Origin of the sequence: Streptomyces sp. UW30 (assembly GCF_008042075.1) — a bacterium.
GTDB lineage: Bacteria > Actinomycetota > Actinomycetes > Streptomycetales > Streptomycetaceae > Streptomyces.
Window position 1 is genome coordinate 537,601 of sequence record NZ_RDBN01000053.1, and the last position, 20,804, is coordinate 558,404.

Annotated in this window: 18 protein-coding genes and 2 pseudogenes; 15 read left to right on the forward strand and 5 right to left on the reverse strand. The window is 70.6% G+C overall.

The genetic code is table 11. From position 1 onward, the window contains the following. Positions 1–503: 503 nt before the first annotated feature. From EAO75_RS36595 to EAO75_RS36605, 3 genes and pseudogenes are all read left to right on the forward strand, one after another. Positions 504–1,358 (forward strand): annotated as a pseudogene (locus tag EAO75_RS36595) (PucR family transcriptional regulator); the annotation flags it as partial. Positions 1,359–1,432: 74 nt separating this feature from the next. Beyond that, positions 1,433–2,224 (forward strand): phosphatase, encoded by a 792-nt coding sequence (locus tag EAO75_RS36600; protein WP_148000495.1) that lies wholly within the window; start codon positions 1,433–1,435, stop codon positions 2,222–2,224. Positions 2,225–2,376: 152 nt separating this feature from the next. After that, positions 2,377–3,570 (forward strand): acyltransferase family protein, encoded by a 1,194-nt coding sequence (locus EAO75_RS36605; RefSeq protein WP_147999433.1) that lies wholly within the window; start codon positions 2,377–2,379, stop codon positions 3,568–3,570. A 16-nt stretch (positions 3,571–3,586) separates the two neighbouring features. Here EAO75_RS36605 and EAO75_RS36610 read toward each other — a convergent pair whose 3' ends face one another. From EAO75_RS36610 to EAO75_RS36625, 4 genes and pseudogenes are all read right to left on the reverse strand, one after another. Next, the gene (locus tag EAO75_RS36610; RefSeq protein WP_147999434.1) at positions 3,587–4,453 is read right to left on the reverse strand and encodes an acyl-CoA thioesterase; all 867 of its coding nucleotides are present in this window, start codon (positions 4,451–4,453) and stop codon (positions 3,587–3,589) included. 35 nt (positions 4,454–4,488) lie between these two features. Further along, a complete protein-coding gene (locus EAO75_RS36615; protein WP_147999435.1) occupies positions 4,489–5,646 on the reverse strand; it encodes an acyl-CoA dehydrogenase family protein in 1,158 nt (385 codons plus the stop codon). A gap of 123 nt (positions 5,647–5,769) precedes the next feature. Beyond that, positions 5,770–6,276, reverse strand: a complete 507-nt coding sequence (locus tag EAO75_RS36620; protein ID WP_187284735.1) for a pyridoxamine 5'-phosphate oxidase family protein — start codon at positions 6,274–6,276, stop codon at positions 5,770–5,772. 45 nt (positions 6,277–6,321) lie between these two features. Continuing rightward, positions 6,322–6,807 (reverse strand): annotated as a pseudogene (locus EAO75_RS36625) (DedA family protein); the annotation flags it as partial. Positions 6,808–6,856: 49 nt separating this feature from the next. Between EAO75_RS36625 and EAO75_RS36630 the strand changes: the two are divergent. Then, a complete protein-coding gene (locus EAO75_RS36630) occupies positions 6,857–7,882 on the forward strand; it encodes a sensor histidine kinase (RefSeq protein ID WP_261989572.1) in 1,026 nt (341 codons plus the stop codon). Further along, complete coding sequence (locus EAO75_RS36635; protein ID WP_187284808.1) at positions 7,882–8,529, forward strand: response regulator; 648 nt, start codon at positions 7,882–7,884, stop codon at positions 8,527–8,529. Before EAO75_RS36630 ends, EAO75_RS36635 begins: the two co-directional genes overlap by 1 nt. Before the next feature lie 13 nt (positions 8,530–8,542). Here the strand turns inward: EAO75_RS36635 and EAO75_RS36640 are convergent, their stop codons facing one another. Then, the gene (locus EAO75_RS36640) at positions 8,543–9,139 is read right to left on the reverse strand and encodes a TetR/AcrR family transcriptional regulator (protein WP_147999439.1); all 597 of its coding nucleotides are present in this window, start codon (positions 9,137–9,139) and stop codon (positions 8,543–8,545) included. Between the two features lie 95 nt (positions 9,140–9,234). Between EAO75_RS36640 and EAO75_RS36645 the strand changes: the two genes are divergently transcribed. The 10 genes from EAO75_RS36645 to EAO75_RS36690 form a co-directional block, all read left to right on the forward strand. Next, complete coding sequence (locus EAO75_RS36645; RefSeq protein WP_147999440.1) at positions 9,235–10,851, forward strand: carboxyl transferase domain-containing protein; 1,617 nt, start codon at positions 9,235–9,237, stop codon at positions 10,849–10,851. A gap of 11 nt (positions 10,852–10,862) precedes the next feature. Next, positions 10,863–12,827 carry an acetyl/propionyl/methylcrotonyl-CoA carboxylase subunit alpha gene (locus EAO75_RS36650; protein WP_147999441.1) on the forward strand — a complete coding sequence of 655 codons (1,965 nt, stop codon included), beginning with the start codon at positions 10,863–10,865 and terminating at the stop codon, positions 12,825–12,827. After that, complete coding sequence (locus tag EAO75_RS36655) at positions 12,824–13,759, forward strand: hydroxymethylglutaryl-CoA lyase (RefSeq protein ID WP_147999442.1); 936 nt, start codon at positions 12,824–12,826, stop codon at positions 13,757–13,759. The genes EAO75_RS36650 and EAO75_RS36655 overlap by 4 nt, the downstream gene beginning before the upstream one ends. Before the next feature lie 6 nt (positions 13,760–13,765). Continuing rightward, positions 13,766–14,926 (forward strand): acyl-CoA dehydrogenase family protein, encoded by a 1,161-nt coding sequence (locus EAO75_RS36660; protein WP_147999443.1) that lies wholly within the window; start codon positions 13,766–13,768, stop codon positions 14,924–14,926. 182 nt (positions 14,927–15,108) lie between these two features. After that, positions 15,109–15,543 carry a peptidase inhibitor family I36 protein gene (locus EAO75_RS36665; protein WP_147999444.1) on the forward strand — a complete coding sequence of 145 codons (435 nt, stop codon included), beginning with the start codon at positions 15,109–15,111 and terminating at the stop codon, positions 15,541–15,543. A 5-nt stretch (positions 15,544–15,548) separates the two neighbouring features. Beyond that, entirely contained in the window at positions 15,549–16,460 is a 912-nt protein-coding gene (locus EAO75_RS36670; RefSeq protein ID WP_147999445.1) for a hypothetical protein, read from the forward strand. Positions 16,461–16,605: 145 nt separating this feature from the next. Beyond that, on the forward strand, positions 16,606–17,652 hold the full coding sequence (locus EAO75_RS36675; protein ID WP_147999446.1) for an ABC transporter substrate-binding protein: 1,047 nt from the start codon (positions 16,606–16,608) through the stop codon (positions 17,650–17,652). A 112-nt stretch (positions 17,653–17,764) separates the two neighbouring features. After that, positions 17,765–18,574, forward strand: a complete 810-nt coding sequence (locus tag EAO75_RS36680) for a siderophore-interacting protein (RefSeq protein WP_147999447.1) — start codon at positions 17,765–17,767, stop codon at positions 18,572–18,574. A 173-nt stretch (positions 18,575–18,747) separates the two neighbouring features. After that, a complete protein-coding gene (gene desA / locus EAO75_RS36685) occupies positions 18,748–20,190 on the forward strand; it encodes a lysine decarboxylase DesA (RefSeq protein ID WP_147999448.1) in 1,443 nt (480 codons plus the stop codon). Next, a partial coding sequence (locus tag EAO75_RS36690) for a SidA/IucD/PvdA family monooxygenase (protein WP_148000497.1) occupies positions 20,174–20,804 on the forward strand: 631 nt, incomplete at its 3' end. The genes desA and EAO75_RS36690, both read left to right, overlap by 17 nt.

The following is a 20,804-nucleotide window of genomic DNA, read 5'->3' on the forward strand; positions in this document are numbered from 1 at the left end:
CGACGGGACAGGGAGCCGGAACCACAGGAGGTACGGCGGCGGCGCAAGGGCCACGAGAGACCACGACCGCGCCGACGGGACAGGGAGCCGGAACCACAGGAGGTACGGCGGCGGCGCAAGGGCCACGAGAGACCACGACCGCGCCGACGGGACAGGGAGCCGGAACCACAGGAGGTACGGCGGCGGCGCAAGGGCCACGAGAGACCACGACCGCGCCGAGAGGACAGGGAGCCGGAACCACAGGGGGCACGCCGGCGGCGCACGGACCACGAGAAGCGACGACCGCGCCGGCAGGCCGGGGAGCGGAACACCCAGGGGGTGCGTCAGCGGCACACGGACCACGAGAAACGGCGGCCGCGGCGGCAGGACGCGAACCCCGAGAGACCGCGGGCCACGTGACGCAGGACTCGTCGGCGGGCCGCGTGACGCAGGACTCGTCGGCGGGACACCCGCCGCAGGGCGCCTCGGCAGGCCACGGGCCGCAGGACCCCGTGGCCGGTTCGCTGGCCGAGCTCGCTGCCGTCGTGCGCCCCTCGGGGCCGGGGACCCCGACCTCCGCCACCGACACCGCCGCCGGCACCCACCTGGCCGCCTATGCCCTGGGCGCCGGACAGGGCTTCGTCCTCGGGGTCGCCGCCCCGCAGCGCGACCCCGGCGACCACACCATCGCCTCCGTCGCCGCCGTGCTGCTCTCCCTCCTCACCGGCGAGCATCAGAGCGGGTCGGGTGCGGCGCGCTCGTCGGCGCTCGTACGGCTACTGCTGGGGGCGGAGCCGGAGGCCGTGGCCCCGCTCCTGGGCGCCGACCGCTGGCTCGTGGTGCACGGCAGCCCCGACGCCCAGCCCTGCGACCCCGTGGCGGCCTCCGCGCTCGGCGCGGCCCTCGGCTCCCCGCTGGTCGACCTGGCGCGGGACGTCGTACGCGTCCTCGTGCCGGCGGACCGCGAACCGGCCCCGCAGCCCGGCTGGACCCTGGGCGTCAGCGCCCCGGGTCCAGCCCGGGACTGGCCCTCGGCCGACGGGCAAGCGGCCCGAGCGCTGTCCCGGGCGCGCGCCACCCGCACCCCGCTGCACCGGCACGGCACCCACCGCCCCGCCCTCACCGACCTGCTCTCCCCCGAGGAGGCCGAGACCCACGCCCGCGCACTCCTCGCGCCCCTGACGCCCCCTCTCACCGAGACCCTGCGCACCTGGCTCTCCCTGCACGGCAGTTGGGACCGCACCGCGGTGGCCCTCTCCGTGCACCGCAACACCGTCCGCCAGCGGATCGCCCGCTGCGCGACGCTGCTCGGCACGGACCTGGACGATCCGGACGTACGGATGGAGCTGTGGTTCGCGCTGCGCCATTTCGAGCCATGATCGGCACAGTGACCCGCATCGCACGCGCCCCGGATCCGGGCGTTCCGTCAGTTGTCTGCCTCACAATGGGGACCATGCCGATACCCGGGACACCCAGCCGCGCCGAGCTCGTCGACCACCTCGTCAGAACCCGTATCGCGGGCGACGTAGCCACTCCCCGCGAGAACAACCTCTCCCACTACCGCAAGCTGGCGAACGGCGACCGCCACTACTGGCTCGGCCTGGAGCTCGGCGACCGCTGGACCGACGAGCAGGACGTGCTCGCGGTGATGGCGGAGCGCGTCGGCGTGAACGACGACGCCGAGCACCGCCACGGCCAGGACACCATCGACCCCGAGCTGACGGTGGCCGCGCTGGAGCGCATGGCGGCCCGGCTGCGCAAGGCGGCGGACGGCGGGCAGCGGGTCCTGTTCGCGACCGGTCACCCGGGCGGCCTGCTGGACGTCCACCGCGCGACCGCGGACGCGCTGCGCGCGGCGGGCTGCGAGATCGTCGTGATCCCGGAGGGCCTCCAGACCGACGAGGGTTACGTCATGCAGTTCGCGGACGTCGCGGTCCTCGAACATGGCGCCACCCTCTGGCACACCCACTCCGGGGCGCCGATGAAGGCCATCCTCACGGGACTTGAGCGCGAGGGACGCCCGCTGCCGGACCTGGTCGTGGCCGACCACGGCTGGGCGGGATACGCCGGCCAGCACGGCGTCGACTCCGTCGGGTACGCCGACTGCAACGACCCGGCGCTGTTCCTCGCGGAGGCGGAGGGGACGGTCCAGGTGGTGGTGCCGCTGGACGACCACGTGGTCAGCCCGCGCTTCTACGACCCGATGACGGCATTTCTGCTGGGCGAGGCGGGCCTGGTCGAGTAGGGGGTTGTACTCGACCTCGTTGAAGTCTCGGCGAACCCTGTGGGACTTCTTCATGGAGGTCTCCGGCCTGCACACATCCCCCTGAGAGACGTCTCTGTCTGTTCAACCGGAAACGGCAGTGACAGAGCGTTTCAGGGGAACGGATGGTGCAGATGCACGCTTTGAACAGCGGATACGCAGGGCTTCCCGCACAGCCGCTCCCCCCGCTCGCCGAGTCGGTGCCCGAACACCCGCCGCGCCCGGCCCGGATACGGCAGCACTCGGCGCCTCCCGTGCGGGAGGGACGCCGGCTGTACGTCATCGACGGCGTCCGCCTGCTCGCCGCCGTGCTGGTGGCCGTGCACCACTACGCCGGCACCGACCGTCTCGACCAGCCGGGCAACCCGGTCTGGGACCGTCCGGTGTCCGAGATCATGCCCACGGTGTTCCGCCTCTCCACCTACGGCTGGATCGGCGTCGAGATCTTCTTCGTCATCAGCGGCTTCGTGATCTGCATGTCCTGCTGGGGCCGCACCCCACGGCAGTTCTTCGTCTCCCGGGTCATCCGGCTCTACCCGGCGTACTGGTTCGCCATCGCCTTCACCACGGCCGTCATCGTGGCCCTGCCGGGGGTGTGGGAGCGGCTGCGGCTGCGGGACATCCTGCTCAACCTCACCATGCTCCAGTCCGGTTCGGCCTCGCCGCACGTCGACGGCGTCTACTGGACCCTGTGGACGGAGCTGCGGTTCTACCTGCTCTTCCTCGTGGTCGTCGCCATGGGGCTCACCTACCGCAGAGTCGTCGTGTTCTGCTGCGTCTGGGGCACCGCCGCGATGCTCGCGCCGATCTCCGAGCTGCGGCTGATGATCCTGATCGTCAACCCGGTCGCGGCCTGGTTCTTCATCGCCGGACTGGTGCTCTACCTGATGTACCGGTTCGGCCAGGACCTGCTGCTGTGGGGCATGCTGACCCTGGCCTGGCTGATGGCGCAGGTGGAACTCGGGCGCCGTATCGAGTCGGTCGAGCACGTCTCGGGCTGGCGCGGCAGCGCGTTGATCTACACGGCGTTCCTGCTGTTCATGGTCGGCGTCGCGCTGGGCCTCACCGACCGCGTCCGCTGGAAGTGGCTGGTCACCGCGGGTGCGCTGACCTATCCGCTCTATCTGACGCACTACCTCGCCGGTACGGTGCTGATCAACCGGCTGCGGGACACCATGGACCCCCGGCTGCTGGTCGCCGTGGTGATCGCCGGGTTCCTGGTGCTGAGCGGGCTGGTGCACCGGTTCGTGGAGCGTCCGGCGGCCCGGCTGCTGAAGCGGGGCCTGGACACGTCCTTCGCCCGGCTGCGCAACGCGCCCCGTGGCTGAGGCACCGGGCCTCGCGTCACCGCGGAACCCGGACCACGCCCTCCTGGATCACGGACACCGCGAGCCGCCCGTCCTGGGTGTAGATGCGGGCCTGCCCGAGTCCCCGGCCGCCGTACGCCGACGGCGACTCCTGGTCGTAGAGCAGCCACTCGTCGGCGCGGAACGGCCGGTGGAACCACATGGCGTGGTCCAGCGAGGCGCCGACCACGTCCCCGACGGCCCAGCCGCCGCGCCCGTGCGCGAGCAGGACCGAGTCGAGCAGGGTCATGTCGGAGACGTAGGTGGCGAGTACGACGTGCAGGAGCGGGTCGTCCTCCAGCTTGCCGTTGGTGCGGAACCAGACCTGGGAGTGCGGTTCGCGGGGCTCGCCGAACTTTCCGTACGGCGGCTCCTCGACATAGCGCAGGTCGACCGACTGGCGTGCCTCCAGGAACCGCTCGACGACCGCCGCGTCGAGGTGGTCGTAGCCGCGCAGGCGTTCCTCGGAGGTGGGCAGCGTCTCCGGGTCGGGCGAGGGCGGCATCGGGATCTGGTGGTCCAGGCCCTCCTCGTGCGTCTGGAAGGACGCCGACAGCGCGAAGATCGGCTTGCCGTGCTGGACGGCGACCACCCGGCGGGTGGTGAAGGAGCGGCCGTCGCGCATGCGGTCGACGTTGTAGACGATGGGTGCGCCCGGGTCCCCCATGCGCAGGAAGTACGCGTGGAGGGAGTGGGCGGGCCGGTCCGCGGGGACCGTGCGGCCGGCGGCGACGAGCGCCTGGGCCGCGACCTGACCGCCGAAGACGCGCGGGACGACGGCGGAGCGGGACTGGCCGCGGAAGATGTTCTCCTCGATCTGCTCCAGGTCGAGCAGATCGAGGAGACCCTGTAGTGCCTCGTTCATGGCACCTTTTCTACTGGCAGGTGATGTCAGGAGCCTTACAGGCCCATGTCCTTCGCGATGATCGACTTCATGATCTCGCTGGTGCCGCCGTAGATGCGGTTGACGCGGTTGTCCGCGTACAGGCGGGCGATCGGGTACTCGTTCATGAAGCCGTAGCCGCCGTGCAGCTGGAGGCAGCGGTCGATCACGCGGTGCGCGACCTCGGTGCAGAACAGCTTCGCGGAGGCGGCCTCGGCGGGGGTCAGCTCGCCGGCGTCCAGGGCCTCCAGCGCGCGGTCGGCGACGGCCTCGGCCGCGTCGACCTCGGCCTGGCAGGCGGCCAGCTCGAACTTGGTGTTCTGGAAGGACGCGACGGACTTGCCGAAGACGGTGCGCTCCTGCACGTACTCCTTGGCGAACCGGACGGCGGCCTTGGCCTGCGCGTAGGCGCCGAAGGCGATGCCCCAGCGCTCGGAGGCCAGGTTGTGGCCGAGGTAGTAGAAGCCCTTGTTCTCCTCGCCGAGGAGGTCCTCGACCGGGACCTTCACGTCGACGAACGCCAGCTCGGCGGTGTCGGAGGTCTTCAGGCCCAGCTTGTCGAGCTTGCGGCCGACGGAGTAGCCCTCGGACTTGGTGTCCACGGCGAACAGGGAGATGCCGTGGCGGCGGTCCTCGGCGCTGGGCGCGTCGGTGCGGGCGCAGACGATCACCCGGTCGGCGTGCACGCCGCCGGTGATGAAGGTCTTGGCGCCGTTGAGGACGTAGTGCGTGCCGTCCTCGGAGAGCTTGGCGGTGGTCTTCATGCCCGCGAGGTCGGAGCCGGTGCCCGGCTCGGTCATCGCCAGCGCCCACATCTCCTCACCGGAGACGAACTTCGGCAGGAACCGCTTCTTCTGCTCGTCGGAGGCGAGCATCTTGATGTACGGCAGGCCGAGCAGCACGTGCACGCCGGAGCCGCCGAACTGCACACCCGCGCGGGCGGTCTCCTCGTACATCACCGCCTCGAACTTGTACGACTCGATGCCGGCGCCGCCGAACTCCTCGTCGACGCGGATGCCGAAGACGCCGAGCTCGGCGAGCTTGTAGTAGAAGTCGCGGGGCGCCTGGCCCGCCGCGAACCACTCGTCGTAGACCGGCACGACCTCGGCCTCGATGAAGGCGCGGATGGTCTCCCGGAATGCCTCGTGATCCTCGTTGAACACCGTACGGCGCACGCCGCCCACCTCCACCGGTACATGTCTAAGCGCTTGCTCACTCAACCGTACCGGCGAGTACGAAGAACCGTCCAGGGGGTCCCCGCCGTAACGCTCGTCACGCTCACCGCTCCCGCAAGCGCCTCAGAGCCGTACGTCCCCCCGATGCTCGTGGTCCAGCCCGTGCTCGGCACACGGCCGGCCCTCCTCGCGCGGGCAGATCATCGAGTACGCGGTCACCCTCGCCCGGTACACCCGCCACGGCGCCGGCGGGCGCACCTCGTCCGGATCCAGCGCCCGTCCGCCGCGGCCGGCCGGGCCGGGGATGACCCGCAGCCCCTGAAGCGCCTCGGCCCCGTCCAGCTCCGTCGCGGTGGCGCTCAGGTACAGCGCACGCGGGCCCGCCGTGCCGACCGGTGCGCGGGAGTCGTGGATGACGATGCCGACCCGGGGCTCATGGGCGAGGTTGCGGGAGTGCGTGACCTCGGGGGACGAGACCCAGTAGAAGTCCCGTCCGTCCTCGGTGGAGTAGAAGACCGGCGTGGCCCAGGGAGCACCGTCGGGGCCCACCGTGGCGAGCACCATGTACATGTTGCCGTCGATGATCGCCCGCGCCGCGGCGCTGCGGGCGGCATCGGCTTCCTCGGTCATCCGTCCCCCTCGCCGCACAGGCATACCGCTGGAGCGAGGACCACTCTAGGGGCGCCTTCCGGATCCGGACCCCGCCGGGCGCCGCCGCTCCCCACGCCCCGCCCGCAGCAGCCGAACGGCCACGAAGGCCAGGCCCGCCGCGGCCACGACCGCAAGGATCACCTTGGAGTAGAGGCCCACCACGTCGGTGACCTCGTGCCAGCGCGCGCCCAGGGCGTAGCCGCCCGCGATGAAGGCGGTGTTCCAGATGAGACTGCCCGCCGCGGTGAGGGCGAGGAAGGCGGGGAGCCGCATGCGTTCGACGCCGGCCGGTATCGAGATCAGGCTGCGGAAGATGGGCACGAAGCGGCCGAAGAACACGGCCTTGGTGCCGTGCCGGAGGAACCACGCCTCCGTCCGCTCCACGTCCGCGACCTTCACCAGCGGCAGCCGCGCCGCCGCCGCGATCACCCGGTCGCGGCCGAAGAGCGCGCCGAGCAGGTACAGGGCCAGCGCGCCCACCACCGAACCCGCGGTAGTCCAGGCGACGCTGGGCGGACTGACGGCGCCGGCCGGGTTGGTCTGTGTGCTGGGCGGCTGGGTGCGCAGGCTGACGACCCGGCGCCCTTCCTCCGTCCCCGCGAGCGCGCTGCGGCTCGCCGAGCTGGAGCGCCGCCGCCTGGCGGTGTTCCACGCCGTCGAGGTGGACGCGCCGCGCGGCGGACCGGCCGCCTTCGGGTATCTGGCCGCGCGCTGGCCGCTCGGCCTGTTCGGGCTGCTGGTGCTGCTGACCGCGCTGGTCGGCCTCGTCTACGCGTCGGTGCTGCTGTGGGCGTGGTTCGTACTGGAGCCGAACGATCCCGGCGACCTCGTGCTCTCCGGGCTGGGCGGGCTGTTCCTGCTGTTCCTGTGCGCACAGGGCGGACGGGGCCTCGCGCAGCTGGACGAGCAGCTGGCCCGGCGCCATCTGGGCCCCAGCGAGACGGAACTGCTGCGGCGCCGGGTCGGCGAGCTGGCCGCGACCCGCGCCGGGGTCGTGCAGGCCGTGCACGACGAACGGCGGCGCATCGAGCGCGACCTGCACGACGGGGTGCAGCAGCGCCTCGTCGCCCTGGGGATGCTCCTCGGCCGGGCCCGCCGGGCCACCGACCCGGCCAAGGCGGACGCTCTGCTGCGCCAGGCCCACGAGGAGTCCGCGCACGCGCTGACCGACCTGCGCGAGACGGCGTGGCGGATCTACCCCGCCGCCCTGGACGAGCGCGGGCTGGCCGCCGCGCTGGAGGGGCTGGCGGAGCGGTCGGTGGTGCCGGTGGAGGTGACGTACGAACTGGACGGCACCCCGCCGCCGGTCCCCGTGCAGACGGTGGCGTACTTCGTCGCGGCCGAGGCCGTCACCAACACACTGAAGCACTCGGGCGCCACCCGCGCGGGCATCCGCGTGGCCCGGCGGGGCGACGACGTGGTGGTGCGCATCGAGGACGACGGCAGCGGCGGCGCGCCGCGCCGGCCCGCCGCCGGCGGGCTGCTCGGCCTGTCCCGGCGGGTCGCCGCGCTCGACGGCCGGCTCGACGTGGACAGCCCGCCCGGCGGCCCGACCGTGATCACCGCGGAGCTGCCGTGCGCGTGATGATCGCCGAGGACTCGGCACTGCTGCGGGAGGGCCTCGTCCGGCTGCTCGCCGACGAGGGTCATGACGTGACGGCCGCGGTGGGCAACGCGGACGCGCTGCTGGCGGCCGTCGCCGCCGACCCGCCCGACATCGTCGTGGTGGACGTGCGCATGCCGCCCACGCACACCGACGAGGGCCTGCGCGCCGCGCTCCGGATCCGCGAGCGGCATCCCGGCACGGCCGTACTCGTCCTCTCCCAGTACGTCGAGGGCCGCTACGCCACCGAGCTGCTCAGCGGCAGCAGCGAGGGCATCGGCTACCTCCTCAAGGACCGGGTCATGCAGGTGGAGGAGTTCCTCGCCGCCCTGGACCGGGTCGGCGCCGGCGGCACCGCGTTCGACCCCGAGGTGGTCCGGCGGCTACTCACCCGCGGCGCCCGCACCGAGCCGATGCACCGGCTCACCCCTCGGGAGGGGGACGTCCTGGCACTGATGGCCGAGGGCTGCACCAACGACGCCATCGCACAGCGGCTGCACATCTCCCGGAGCGCGGTGGAGAAACACATCAACGCGATCTTCGACAAGCTCGGCCTGACGGGCACGACCGGCTACAGCCGCCGCGTCCTCGCGGTGCTGCGGCACCTGAGCGCACCCACGGACGGCTAGCCGTCCCTACGGCTCACTCCACCCCGGCCGCGCCGAACGCCCCACGGGCCATCCGGTGCAGCAGCTCCGCCGTCACCCCGCGCCCCGGCAGCGAGCCCGGCCGCCCCAGGTGCGGTGTCGAGTTGAGCAGGCCGAAGACCGAGTGGACCGCCGAGCGGGCCGTCGGCTCGGTCAGTTCCGGGTACACCTCGCGCACCACCTCCACCCACAGCTCGACGTACTGCCGCTGGAGCTGGCGTACGAGCTTGCGGTCGCTGTCGCGCAGGCGGTCCAGCTCCCGGTCGTGCAGGGTGATGAGGGGGCGGTCGTCGAGAGCGAAGTCGATGTGGCCCTCGATGAGGGAGTCGAGGACCGCCTCGGCCGGCACCCCGTCGGCCTCCGCGAGGCGCCGCTTCGCGCCCGTCAGCAGCTGACCGCTGATGCCGACGAGCAGTTCGGCGAGCATCGCGTCCTTGCCGGCGAAGTGCCGGTAGAGACCGGGGCCGCTGATGCCCACGGCGGCGCCTATCTCGTCGACACCGACGCCGTGGAAGCCACGCTCGGCGAAGAGTCGCGCGGCTTCCTTGAGGATCTGTTCGCGGCGGGTCGGGGCGTCGGTTCTGGTGGCCATGCAAGCAATTCTAGACAGGGAGGTTAGCGGTCGTTAACCTGAAGGAAATGGTTAACGCTCATTAACAGTCGACCACTGGGTGAGGGGACCGCAGGATGCAAGAGGCACCGGAGCTTCACAGCGCGGCAGATCCCGCGTCGGAGGCCTTTCGGGCCAACGAGGAGGCCCACCGGGCGCTCGCGGAGGAACTGCGCGGCAAGCTCGCCGCGGCCAGGCTCGGCGGCGGTGAGAAGGCACGCGCCCGGCACACCGCGCGCGGCAAGCTGCTGCCGCGCGAGCGCGTGGACACCCTCCTCGACCCCGGATCGCCCTTTCTGGAGCTCGCTCCCCTCGCCGCCGACGGGCTGTACGACGGCCAGGCCCCGGCCGCCGGCGTCATCGCCGGGATCGGGCGGGTCAGCGGGCGCGAGTGCGTGATCGTCGCCAACGACGCCACGGTCAAGGGCGGCACGTACTACCCGATGACCGTGAAGAAGCACCTGCGCGCGCAGGAGGTGGCCCTGGAGAACCGGCTGCCGTGTCTGTATCTGGTCGACTCGGGCGGCGCCTTCCTGCCGATGCAGGACGAGGTCTTCCCGGACCGGGAGCACTTCGGGCGGATCTTCTACAACCAGGCCCGCATGTCGGGCGCCGGGATCCCCCAGATCGCGGCTGTGCTCGGGTCCTGCACGGCCGGCGGCGCCTATGTCCCCGCGATGAGCGACGAGGCCGTCATCGTCCGCAACCAGGGCACGATCTTCCTCGGCGGCCCGCCGCTGGTGAAGGCCGCGACCGGTGAGGTCGTCACGGCGGAGGAGCTCGGCGGCGGAGACGTGCACGCGCGCGTGTCCGGCGTGACCGATCACCTCGCCGAGGACGACCCGCACGCGCTGCGGATCGTGCGGAACATCGTCGCGACCCTCCCCGCGCGCGGGGCGCTCCCCTGGGAGGTGACGCCCGCCGCCGAACCGAAGGTCGACCCCTACGGCCTCTACGGCGCCGTCCCCGTCGACTCCCGCACCCCCTACGACGTACGCGAGATCATCGCGCGCGTGGTCGACGGCTCCCGCTTCTCGGAGTTCAAGTCGGAGTTCGGCCAGACCCTCATCACCGGCTTCGCCCGCATCCACGGCCACCCGGTCGGCATCGTCGCCAACAACGGCATCCTGTTCTCCGAGTCCGCCCAGAAGGGCGCCCACTTCATCGAGCTGTGCGACCAGCGCGGGATCCCGCTGGTCTTCCTGCAGAACATCTCCGGGTTCATGGTCGGCAAGGACTACGAGGCCGGCGGCATCGCCAAGCACGGCGCCAAGATGGTCACGGCGGTGGCCTGCACGCGCGTGCCGAAGCTGACGGTGGTGGTCGGCGGTTCTTACGGCGCCGGGAACTACTCGATGTGCGGGCGGGCGTACTCGCCGCGCTTCCTGTGGATGTGGCCCAACGCCAAGATCTCCGTCATGGGCGGCGAGCAGGCCGCCTCGGTCCTCGCGACCGTCAAGCGCGACCAGTTGGAGGCGCGCGGCGAGGACTGGCCCATGGAGGCCGAGGAGGCCTTCAAGGCGCCGGTCCGGGAGCAGTACGAACACCAGGGCAACGCCTACTACGCCACGGCCCGCCTCTGGGACGACGGCGTCATCGACCCGCTGGAGACCCGGCAGGTGCTGGGCCTGGCACTGACAGCCTGCGGCAACGCGCCTCTGGGTGAGCCCCAGTTCGGCGTCTTCCGGATGTGAGGAGGGGACCCATGTTCGACACAGTGCTCGTGGCCAACCGGGGCGAGATCGCCGTCCGCGTGATCCGTACGCTCCGCTCGCTGGGCGTGCGCTCGGTGGCCGTCTTCTCCGACGCGGACGCCGACGCCCGGCACGTCCGGGAGGCCGACACAGCGGTACGGATCGGTCCGGCGCCGGCCTCCGACAGCTATCTGTCGGTGGAGCGGCTGCTGGAGGCCGCCGCCCGCACCGGAGCCCAGGCGGTCCACCCCGGGTACGGCTTCCTGGCGGAGAACGCGGCCTTCGCGCGCGCGTGCGCCGATGCGGGGCTGGTGTTCATCGGGCCGCCCGCAGAGGCCATCTCCCTCATGGGCGACAAGATCCGGGCCAAGGAGACGGTGAAGGCGGCCGGGGTTCCGGTCGTGCCCGGGTCGAGCGGCAGCGGCCTCACCGACGCCGAACTCGCCGACGCCGCCCGGGAGATCGGTATGCCGGTGCTGCTCAAGCCGTCCGCCGGCGGTGGCGGCAAGGGCATGCGGCTGGTGCGGGACGAGGCACAGCTGGCGGACGAGATCGCCGCCGCCCGCCGCGAGGCCCGCGCCTCCTTCGGCGACGACACGCTCCTGGTCGAGCGGTGGGTGGACCGGCCCCGGCACATCGAGATCCAGGTCCTGGCCGACGGCCACGGCAACGTGGTGCACCTGGGCGAGCGCGAGTGCTCGTTGCAGCGCCGTCACCAGAAGATCATCGAGGAGGCGCCCAGCGTGCTCCTCGACGAGGCCACGCGCGCGGGAATGGGCGAGGCGGCCGTGCAGGCGGCGCGCTCGTGCGGCTACCGGGGCGCGGGCACGGTCGAGTTCATCGTGCCGGGCGGCGACCCGTCGTCGTACTACTTCATGGAGATGAACACCCGCCTCCAGGTGGAGCACCCGGTCACCGAGCTGATCACCGGCCTCGACCTGGTGGAGTGGCAGCTGCGGGTGGCGGCGGGCGAGCCGTTCGCCTTCGGACAGGACGACATCCGCCTCACCGGCCACGCGATCGAGGCACGCATCTGCGCCGAGGATCCCGCCCGCGGCTTCCTCCCCTCCGGCGGCACCGTCCTCAGCCTGCGCGAGCCCCAGGGCGACGGCATCCGCACCGACTCCGGGCTCAGCGAGGGCACGGAGGTCGGGAGCCTGTACGACCCGATGCTGTCCAAGGTGATCGCGTACGGCCCCGACCGCGCGACGGCGCTCAGAAAGCTCCGGGCGGCGCTCGCGGAGACGGTCACGCTGGGCGTGCAGACGAACGCCGGGTTCCTGCGGCGGCTGCTCGCGCATCCGGCGGTCATGGCGGGCGAGTTGGACACGGGTCTGGTCGAGCGCGTGGTGGACGACCTCGTCGCCACGGACGTGCCCGACGAGGTCTACGAGGCTGCGGCGGCCGTACGGCTTCAGGCGCTGCGGCCGAAGGGCGACGGCTGGACGGACCCGTTCTCGGTGCCGAGCGGCTGGCGGCTCGGCGGGACCCCGAAGCCCGTCGGCTTCCCTCTCCGGGTGCAGGACCCGGTGGAGTACGCCCCGCGCGGCTCCGCCACCGTCACGGACGACCGCGTGTCCGTGACCCTGGACGGCGTCCGCCACACCTTCCACCTCGCCACACTGCCGGACGGCAGCTGGCTGGGCCGGGACGGCGACGCCTGGCACGTACGCGACCACGACCCGGTCGCCGCGTCCCTCACGCGCGCGGGGCACGCGGGCGCCGACTCGCTCACCGCACCCATGCCGGGGACGGTGACGGTCGTGAAGGTCGCCGTGGGCGACGAGGTGAGCGCCGGACAGAGCCTGCTGGTGGTGGAGGCGATGAAGATGGAGCACGTCATCTCCGCCCCGCACGCCGGCACGGTCGCCGAACTGGACGTCACACCCGGCACGACGGTCGCCATGGACCAGGTCCTGGCGGTCATCACACCCGTGGAGGCATCCGTGGACCCATCCGTGGAGGAGAAGCTATGACCCTGCCCATGGTGGTACCGGCGACCGACCTGCCCGCCCGGGTCCGGATCCACGAGGTCGGCGCGCGCGACGGACTGCAGAACGAGAAGTCGACCGTGCCGACCGAGGTCAAGGCGGAGTTCGTCCGCCGGCTCGCCGACGCGGGGCTGACGACGATCGAGGCCACGAGCTTCGTCCACCCCAAGTGGGTGCCCCAACTCGCGGACGCCGAGCAGCTGTTCCCGCTCGTCGCCGACCTGCCGGGGGTGCGCCTGCCCGTCCTGGTCCCCAACAACCGGGGCCTGGACCGCGCCCTGGCCCTCGGCGCCCGCCGGATCGCCGTCTTCGCCAGCGCCACGGAATCCTTCGCGAAGGCCAACCTCAACCGCACGCTGGACGAGTCGCTGGCGGTGTTCGACCCGGTCGTGAAGCGGGCGAAGGACAACAACCTCCACGTCCGCGGCTATGTGTCCATGTGCTTCGGCGACCCCTGGGAGGGCGCGGTCGCCCTCCACCAGGTCGTCCGCGTCTGCAGGGCGCTGCGGGACATGGGCTGCGACGAGCTGAGCCTCGGCGACACCATCGGCGTCGCGACCCCGGGGCACGTGCTCGAACTGCTCTCCCTCCTCAACGAGGAGGGTGTGCCGACGAACGTCATCGGCGTGCACTTCCACGACACCTACGGCCAGGCGCTCGCCAACACCTACGCCGCCCTGGAACACGGCGTCACCACGATCGACGCCTCCGCCGGCGGCCTGGGCGGCTGCCCGTACGCCAAGTCCGCCACCGGAAACCTCGCCACGGAAGACCTCGTGTGGATGCTGCGGGGCCTCGGCATCGACACCGGAGTCGACCTCGACCGTCTCGTCGCCACCAGCGCCTGGATGGCCGAACAACTGGGCCGACCCAGCCCGTCCCGCACCGTACGAGCCCTCTCCCACAAGGAGCACTGAACAGCCATGGACCACCGTCTCTCCCCCGAACTCGAGCAACTCCGCCGCACGGTGGAGGAGTTCGCCCACGACGTGGTGGCGCCCAAGATCGGCGACTTCTACGAGCGTCATGAGTTCCCGTACGAGATCGTCCGGGAGATGGGCCGCATGGGCCTGTTCGGCCTGCCGTTCCCGGAGGAGTACGGCGGCATGGGCGGCGACTATCTGGCGCTCGGCCTGGTGCTGGAGGAGCTGGCCCGGGTGGACTCCTCGGTCGCCATCACGCTGGAGGCCGGCGTCTCCCTGGGCGCGATGCCGATCCATCTCTTCGGCACGCAGGAGCAGAAGCGCGAGTGGCTCCCCCGCCTGTGCTCCGGCGAGATGCTGGGCGCCTTCGGCCTGACCGAGCCGGACGGCGGCAGCGACGCGGGCGCGACCCGCACGACGGCCCGCCTGGACGAGTCGACGAACGAATGGGTGATCAACGGCAGCAAGTGCTTCATCACCAACTCCGGTACGGACATCACGGGCCTGGTCACGGTCACCGCGGTGACCGGCCGGGGGCCCGACGGCAAGCCGCTGATCTCCTCCATCATCGTCCCGTCCGGCACCCCCGGCTTCACGGTCGCGGCCCCCTACTCCAAGGTCGGCTGGAACGCCTCCGACACCCGTGAGCTGTCCTTCGCGGACGTCCGCGTCCCGGCGGCCAACCTCCTGGGCGAGGAGGGGCGTGGCTACGCCCAGTTCCTGCGCATCCTGGACGAGGGCCGGATCGCCATCGCGGCGCTCGCGACGGGCCTGGCGCAGGGCTGCGTGGACGAGTCGGTGAAGTACGCCAAGGAGCGCCACGCCTTCGGCCGCCCCATCGGCGCCAACCAGGCCATCCAGTTCAAGATCGCCGACATGGAGATGAAGGCGTACACGGCCCGCCTGGCGTGGCGCGACGCGGCGAGCCGCCTGGTCGCCGGGGAGCCCTTCAAGAAGGAGGCGGCCCTGGCGAAGCTGCACTCCTCGACGATCGCGGTGGACAACGCCCGCGACGCGACGCAGATCCATGGCGGGTACGGCTTCATGAACGAGTACCCGGTCGCCCGCATGTGGCGGGACTCCAAGATCCTGGAGATCGGCGAGGGCACGAGCGAGGTGCAGCGGATGCTGATCGCACGGGAGTTGGGGCTGGCGGGCTAGAGCACCCGACATGTGCCGGGGACATCTGACGACAAAGTCTCCGATGTCCCTCACTCAGCATGTGACACAGCAGCAATATCAATTCCCTAGTAAATCAAGGGTTGTTACGATCACTCGGCTCACGCGGCGAGAAGTTCCGGGGCGCCGCTTCATCCGTGCTTGACCAACATTGGGGATCTGTCATGCGCTTGAGCCGAAAGCTCGCTTCCCTTGGCGTGACCGCCGCCGCCACGGCGGGTCTGGTAATCGGGGCGGCCCCGCAGTCGAATGCCGACGCGGCGCTTACCTGCCCCGACACCCAGACGTACTGCATGGTGTTCTACTACAACACAGGTCAGGCCGGTTCCCGCACCGTGTTCCGCGGGTTCGACCACTACAGCCTTAACGGCTACACGTTCCTGAGCACCGGCGCCGGAAAGGGCCAGGCCGTCAAGAACAACGCCGCCTCCGCGCTCAATCTGGCTCCCTACAACCTGGTGATCTACTACAACAGCAACCTCGCGGGCGCCTGCGACGCCCTGGATGAGTTCGGGTCCGCGCACCAGCTCAAGAACACGTACAACAACAACGCCTCCTTCGGGTACGGCCGTTACGACGGCAACTGCTACAAGTTCTGATCCGCGTGCGACGCCTGGCACCCGCGTGCCTGGCCCTGGCCGCCGCCCTGCTCGGCTGCTCCTCCGGGAGCGGTCCGGGCGAGGGCGGCGGCCCGGCCGGGGCCGCCGAGAATCCCGCCGCATCGAGCGGCACCGCGGCAGAGCCGCAGGTCAACTATGTCGACCGGCTGCCCATCGCCCGCTACAGCTATACCGATACCGAGACAGCCGCGATCGAGTCCGCGCAACAGGTTCTGACGCAGCGCTGCCTGCGCACGTTCGGTATCTCCTACGAACCGTCGAAGCCGGACACCGAAACCTCACCGCCCGCCGACCGCCGCTACGGGCTGGCCAGCGCGAGCGAGGCGGCCCGCCTCGGGTACCACGCCAACCTCGGCCCCCTGCCGCCCGGACCCGACCTCCCGAAGGACGCCCTCCAGGTGTTCTACGGAAACCGGGGCGCGGCGCAGGGCAGTAGCGAAAGAATCACGTACAAGGGGAAAGAGGTGCCCTCGAACGGCTGCTTCGGCCAGTCGGTCGCACAGCTCTCGAAGGAGTATGACGATCCGGCAGGGGCGGAGATCGCACGCCGTATCTCCACGCAGAGCTACGAGGATTCCCTCGCCGACCCGTCGGTGAATGAGGGATTCCGGAAATGGTCCGCCTGCATGCGGAGTTCTGGATTCCGATACCCGTCTCCGCTTGACCCCCTCAACAACAAGGCATTCCAGGGCGAGGAGATTTCCGCGAAGGAGAAGGAGACCGCGGTCGCGGATGTGCGCTGCAAGGAAGAGACCGGGCTGCTCGATATCTGGTTGAAGGCCGAATCCGGCATCCAGCAGGCGGACATCGACAAGGACGGCGCGGCCTTGAAGAAACTCCGCACGGCCCACCGCGAGAAGGTGGAGGCGGCACGGCGCATCGTCGCGAAGGGCTAGGCATACCCAGGTCCCGCTGCAGGACACCCCTGGGCACGGTGACACCTGCCACACCGGCCCCACCTCTGGACAAGTGATGAGGTTAGGCTAACCTACCTTCGAATTGTCCGGCGGGTGATCCGCCCTGTTCGAAAGCAGCGTACCCATGCCCAACGCCAGAGCCTCCCACCTCACCCGCCGCGGCATACTCGCCGCGGGCGGCGCCCTCGGCCTCGGGGCCGCGCTCGCAGCGTGCGGGGACGACGACGCGAAAAGCAGTGGCTCCGGCGAGGCCACGACCGCTGCCAAGTCCGGCCCCTGGACGTTCAAGGACGACCGCGYCACCACCGTGAAGCTCGACAAGGTCCCGACGAAGATCGTCGCCTTCGTCGGTGTCGCGGCCGCCCTCCACGACTACGGCATCGAGGTCAAGGGCGTCTTCGGCCCGACCAAGACGCAGGACGGCAAGGCGGACGTCCAGGCCGGCGACATGGACATCAGCAAGCTGACGGTCTTCGGCAACGTGTGGGACCAGTTCAACGTCGAGGAGTACGCGGCGTTCGCCCCCGACGTCCTCATCTCCACGACCTTCGACAGCGCCGGCACCCTCTGGTACGTCCCCGAGGCGTCCAAGGACAAGATCGCCAAGCTCGCCCCGAGCGCCGCGATCTCCGCCTACGACCGCCAGATCACGCAGCCGCTGCAGAAGCTGTGGGAGCTGGCCGAGTCCCTCGGCGCGGACCTGAAGGCGGACAGGATCGCCCAGTCCAAGAAGGACTTCGAGGCCGCCGCCGAGCGTCTGCGCAAGGCCGCCAAGTCCCGCCCCGAGATCAAGGTCATGGCCGGTTCCGCCAGCCAGGACATCTTCTACGTCTCCGGCACGAACCTCTCCATCGACCTGGAGTACTTCAAGTCCCTCGGCGTGAACTTCGTCGAGCCGCCGGAGAGCGCCAAGAAGGAGGGCGGCGGCTGGTTCGAGAGCCTCAGCTGGGAGAACGTCGACAAGTACCCGGCCGACATCATCATGATGGACGACCGCTCCTCGACGATTCAGCCGGCCGACATCACCGAGGCGACCTGGAAGAAGCTGCCCGCGGTGAAGGCCGGTCAGGTCATCGCGCGTTCGCCCGAGCCGATTCTCTCCTACGCCAAGTGCACGCCGCTGCTGACCAGCCTTGCCGAGGCCATCGAGAAGGCCAAGAAGGTCGGCTGAGAAAGAGCCACTTGAGGTTGTGGGGCGGCTGCGGGCCGGTTGTGCCTGGTCGCGCAGTTCCCCGCGCCCCCAAGAAGGTTGGCATCCCTGACGTCGAATCAGGAGTTACCCCATGACCACCGCCGTAGCCGCCCCGTTCCGTTTCTTTTCTCTCCAGGTCGTACGGACGCGGCGGCTCGGGCCGTCCATGGTCCGGGTCACCTTCGGTGGGGAGGATCTGGAGTACTTCTTCTCCGACGGGTGTGACCAGAGCCTGTCGATCTTCCTGCCGCACCCCGGCCAGACCGAGCCCCAGGTCCCCCTCGAACTCGGCGACGGCTGGTGGCAGGGCTGGCGTGAACTCCCGGACGACGTCCGCGCCGTGATGCGGTCCTACACACTCCGCGCCCTGCGCCGCGGCCCCGACGAGGTCGACATCGACTTCGTCCTGCACACCCCGGCCGGCCCCGCCTCGCACTGGGCCGCCCGCGCCGGCGCCGGTGACCGGGTCCTGCTGCTCGGTCCCGCCATCGCCGACAACCGGGCGATCCGGTTCCGGCCGCCGCTGGACACCGATCTCGTCGTCATCTGGGGCGACGACAGCGCCGTACCCGCCGTCTCCGCCATCCTCGAAAGCCTGCCCGCCGGCACCCGCGCCCGCGTGTGGCTGGAGGTGCACGACGCCGGGGACATCCAGGACCTGGCGACCGAGGCCGACGCCGAGATCACCTGGCTGGTCCAGGAAGAGGCCATCGACGCCATCCGCGCCGCCCAACTCCCGCCCGCCGAGCACCCGTACGTCTGGATCGCCGGTGAATCCGGCAGCGTGAAGGCGTTGCGCCGGCACTTCGTCGGGGAGCGCGGCGTCGACCGGCGCCGGGTCACCTTCGTGGGGTACTGGCGGCAGGGACTGAGCGAGGAGCAGCTGCGTGAGCAGGCGTAACTGCCCCTGAAAGCAAGGCAATCGGGTGGCTACCGCGGCGTAAGTGATCGTAGTCACCCTTACTGCTGCCATGATTCAAAGGAACTTAGGTTAGGCTCACCTAAGTTGCACCCCACCTCGTACGTCACGGCAACCCCGCACTTCACGGCCCGTCCCCACCGGAGGACCTCCCCATGCGCTCGCACCTGCTCAATGACACGACCGCGGAGCGGTACCGCAGCTCCGTGACCGAAGGTATAGAGCGGGTGGCAGCCAAACTCGCCGCCACCGACCGTCCGTTCACCGGTGTCACCGTCGACGCCCTCGCCCCGACCATCGACGCGATCGACCTCGACCAGCCGCTGCACGACACCGCCGCGGTGCTCGACGAACTGGAGGACGTCTACCTCCGGGACGCGATCTACTTCCACCACCCCCGCTACCTCGCCCACCTCAACTGCCCGGTCGTCATCCCGGCCGTGCTCGGCGAGGCGGTCCTGTCCGCCGTCAACTCCTCCCTGGACACCTGGGACCAGTCGGCCGGCGGCACCCTCATCGAGCGCAAGCTCATCGACTGGACGACGGCCCGAATAGGTCTCGGCGAGAACGCCGACGGCGTCTTCACCTCGGGCGGCACGCAGTCCAACCTCCAGGCGCTGCTGCTGGCCCGTGAGGAGGCCAAGAGCGACAGCCTGGCCGAACTGCGCATCTTCGCCTCCGAGGTCAGCCACTTCAGCGTGAAGAAGTCGGCGAAACTGCTGGGCCTCGGCCAGGACTCCGTGGTCTCCATCCCCGTCGACCACGACAAGCGCATGCAGACCGTCGCCCTCGCCCACGAGCTGGAGCGCTGCAGGAAGGACGGCCTGGTCCCGATGGCCGTCGTCGCCACCGCCGGCACCACCGACTTCGGCTCCATCGACCCGCTGCCCGAGATCGCCGAGCTGTGCGAGCAGTTCGACACCTGGATGCACGTCGACGCCGCCTACGGCTGCGGTCTGCTCGCCTCCCTGAAGTACCGCGGCCGTATCGACGGCATCGAGCGTGCCGACTCGGTCACCGTCGACTACCACAAGTCCTTCTTCCAGCCGGTGAGTTCGTCGGCCGTGCTGGTCCGGGACGCGTCCACCCTGCGCCACGCCACCTACCACGCGGAGTACCTGAACCCGCGCCGTATGGTCACCGAGCGCATCCCCAACCAGGTCGACAAGTCCCTACAGACCACCCGCCGCTTCGACGCCCTCAAGCTGTGGATGACCCTGCGCACGATGGGCGCCGACGGCATCGGGCAGCTCTTCGACGAGGTCTGCGACCTGGCCGTCGAGGGCTGGCAGCTGCTGGCCGCCGACCCGCGCTTCGACGTGGTCGTGGAGCCCACGCTCTCCACCCTCGTCTTCCGCTACATCCCGGCCGCCGTCACCGACCCGGCCGAGATCGACCGCGCCAACCTGTACGCCCGCAAGGCGCTGTTCGCCTCCGGCGCCGCGGTGGTCGCGGGCACGAAGGTCCAAGGCCGCCACTACCTGAAGTTCACCCTGCTCAACCCCGAGACGACGGCCGAGGACATCGCCGCCGTCCTCGACCTGATCGCCGGCCACGCCGAGCAGTACCTGGGAGAGTCCCTTGACCGCGCGTCCTGAAAACCCGACCAGAACCCATGACTTCGTGGGGATCGGGCTCGGCCCGTTCAACCTCGGCCTCGCCTGCCTGACCGAGCCGATCGACGAGCTCGACGGTGTCTTCCTGGAGTCGAAGCCCGACTTCGAGTGGCACGCGGGCATGTTCCTGGACGGCGCCCACCTCCAGACGCCGTTCATGTCGGACCTGGTCACCCTGGCCGACCCGACCTCGCCGTACTCCTTCCTGAACTACCTGAAGGAGAAGGGCCGGCTGTACTCGTTCTACATCCGCGAGAACTTCTACCCGCTGCGGGTCGAGTACGACGACTACTGCCGCTGGGCCGCGAACAAGCTGAGCAGCATCCGCTTCAGCACGACGGTCGCCGAGGTGACGTTCGAGGACGGTCTCTACCTCGTGACGACGACCGCCGGTGACACCTACCGCGCCCGTCACCTCGTCCTCGGCACGGGCACCCCGCCCTACATACCCGAGGCCTGCCGGGACCTCGGCGGCGACTTCCTCCACAACTCCCGCTATGTGCAGCACAAGGCGGAGCTCCAGAAGAAGGAGTCGATCACGCTGGTCGGCTCCGGGCAGTCCGCGGCGGAGATCTACTACGACCTGCTCAGCGAGA

Excerpts from the sequence above, each read along its gene's own strand:
- EAO75_RS36600 (WP_148000495.1), top strand. The coding sequence starts at position 1,433 with ATGCCGATACCCGGGACACCCAGCCGCGCCGAGCTCGTCGACCACCTC.
- EAO75_RS36605 (WP_147999433.1), top strand. The coding sequence starts at position 2,377 with ATGCACGCTTTGAACAGCGGATACGCAGGGCTTCCCGCACAGCCGCTC.
- EAO75_RS36610 (WP_147999434.1), bottom strand. The coding sequence starts at position 4,453 with ATGAACGAGGCACTACAGGGTCTCCTCGATCTGCTCGACCTGGAGCAG.
- EAO75_RS36620 (WP_187284735.1), bottom strand. The coding sequence starts at position 6,276 with ATGACCGAGGAAGCCGATGCCGCCCGCAGCGCCGCGGCGCGGGCGATC.
- EAO75_RS36635 (WP_187284808.1), top strand. The coding sequence starts at position 7,882 with ATGATCGCCGAGGACTCGGCACTGCTGCGGGAGGGCCTCGTCCGGCTG.
- EAO75_RS36640 (WP_147999439.1), bottom strand. The coding sequence starts at position 9,139 with ATGGCCACCAGAACCGACGCCCCGACCCGCCGCGAACAGATCCTCAAG.
- EAO75_RS36645 (WP_147999440.1), top strand. The coding sequence starts at position 9,235 with ATGCAAGAGGCACCGGAGCTTCACAGCGCGGCAGATCCCGCGTCGGAG.
- EAO75_RS36650 (WP_147999441.1), top strand. The coding sequence starts at position 10,863 with ATGTTCGACACAGTGCTCGTGGCCAACCGGGGCGAGATCGCCGTCCGC.
- EAO75_RS36655 (WP_147999442.1), top strand. The coding sequence starts at position 12,824 with ATGACCCTGCCCATGGTGGTACCGGCGACCGACCTGCCCGCCCGGGTC.
- EAO75_RS36660 (WP_147999443.1), top strand. The coding sequence starts at position 13,766 with ATGGACCACCGTCTCTCCCCCGAACTCGAGCAACTCCGCCGCACGGTG.
- EAO75_RS36665 (WP_147999444.1), top strand. The coding sequence starts at position 15,109 with ATGCGCTTGAGCCGAAAGCTCGCTTCCCTTGGCGTGACCGCCGCCGCC.
- EAO75_RS36680 (WP_147999447.1), top strand. The coding sequence starts at position 17,765 with ATGACCACCGCCGTAGCCGCCCCGTTCCGTTTCTTTTCTCTCCAGGTC.
- desA (WP_147999448.1), top strand. The coding sequence starts at position 18,748 with ATGCGCTCGCACCTGCTCAATGACACGACCGCGGAGCGGTACCGCAGC.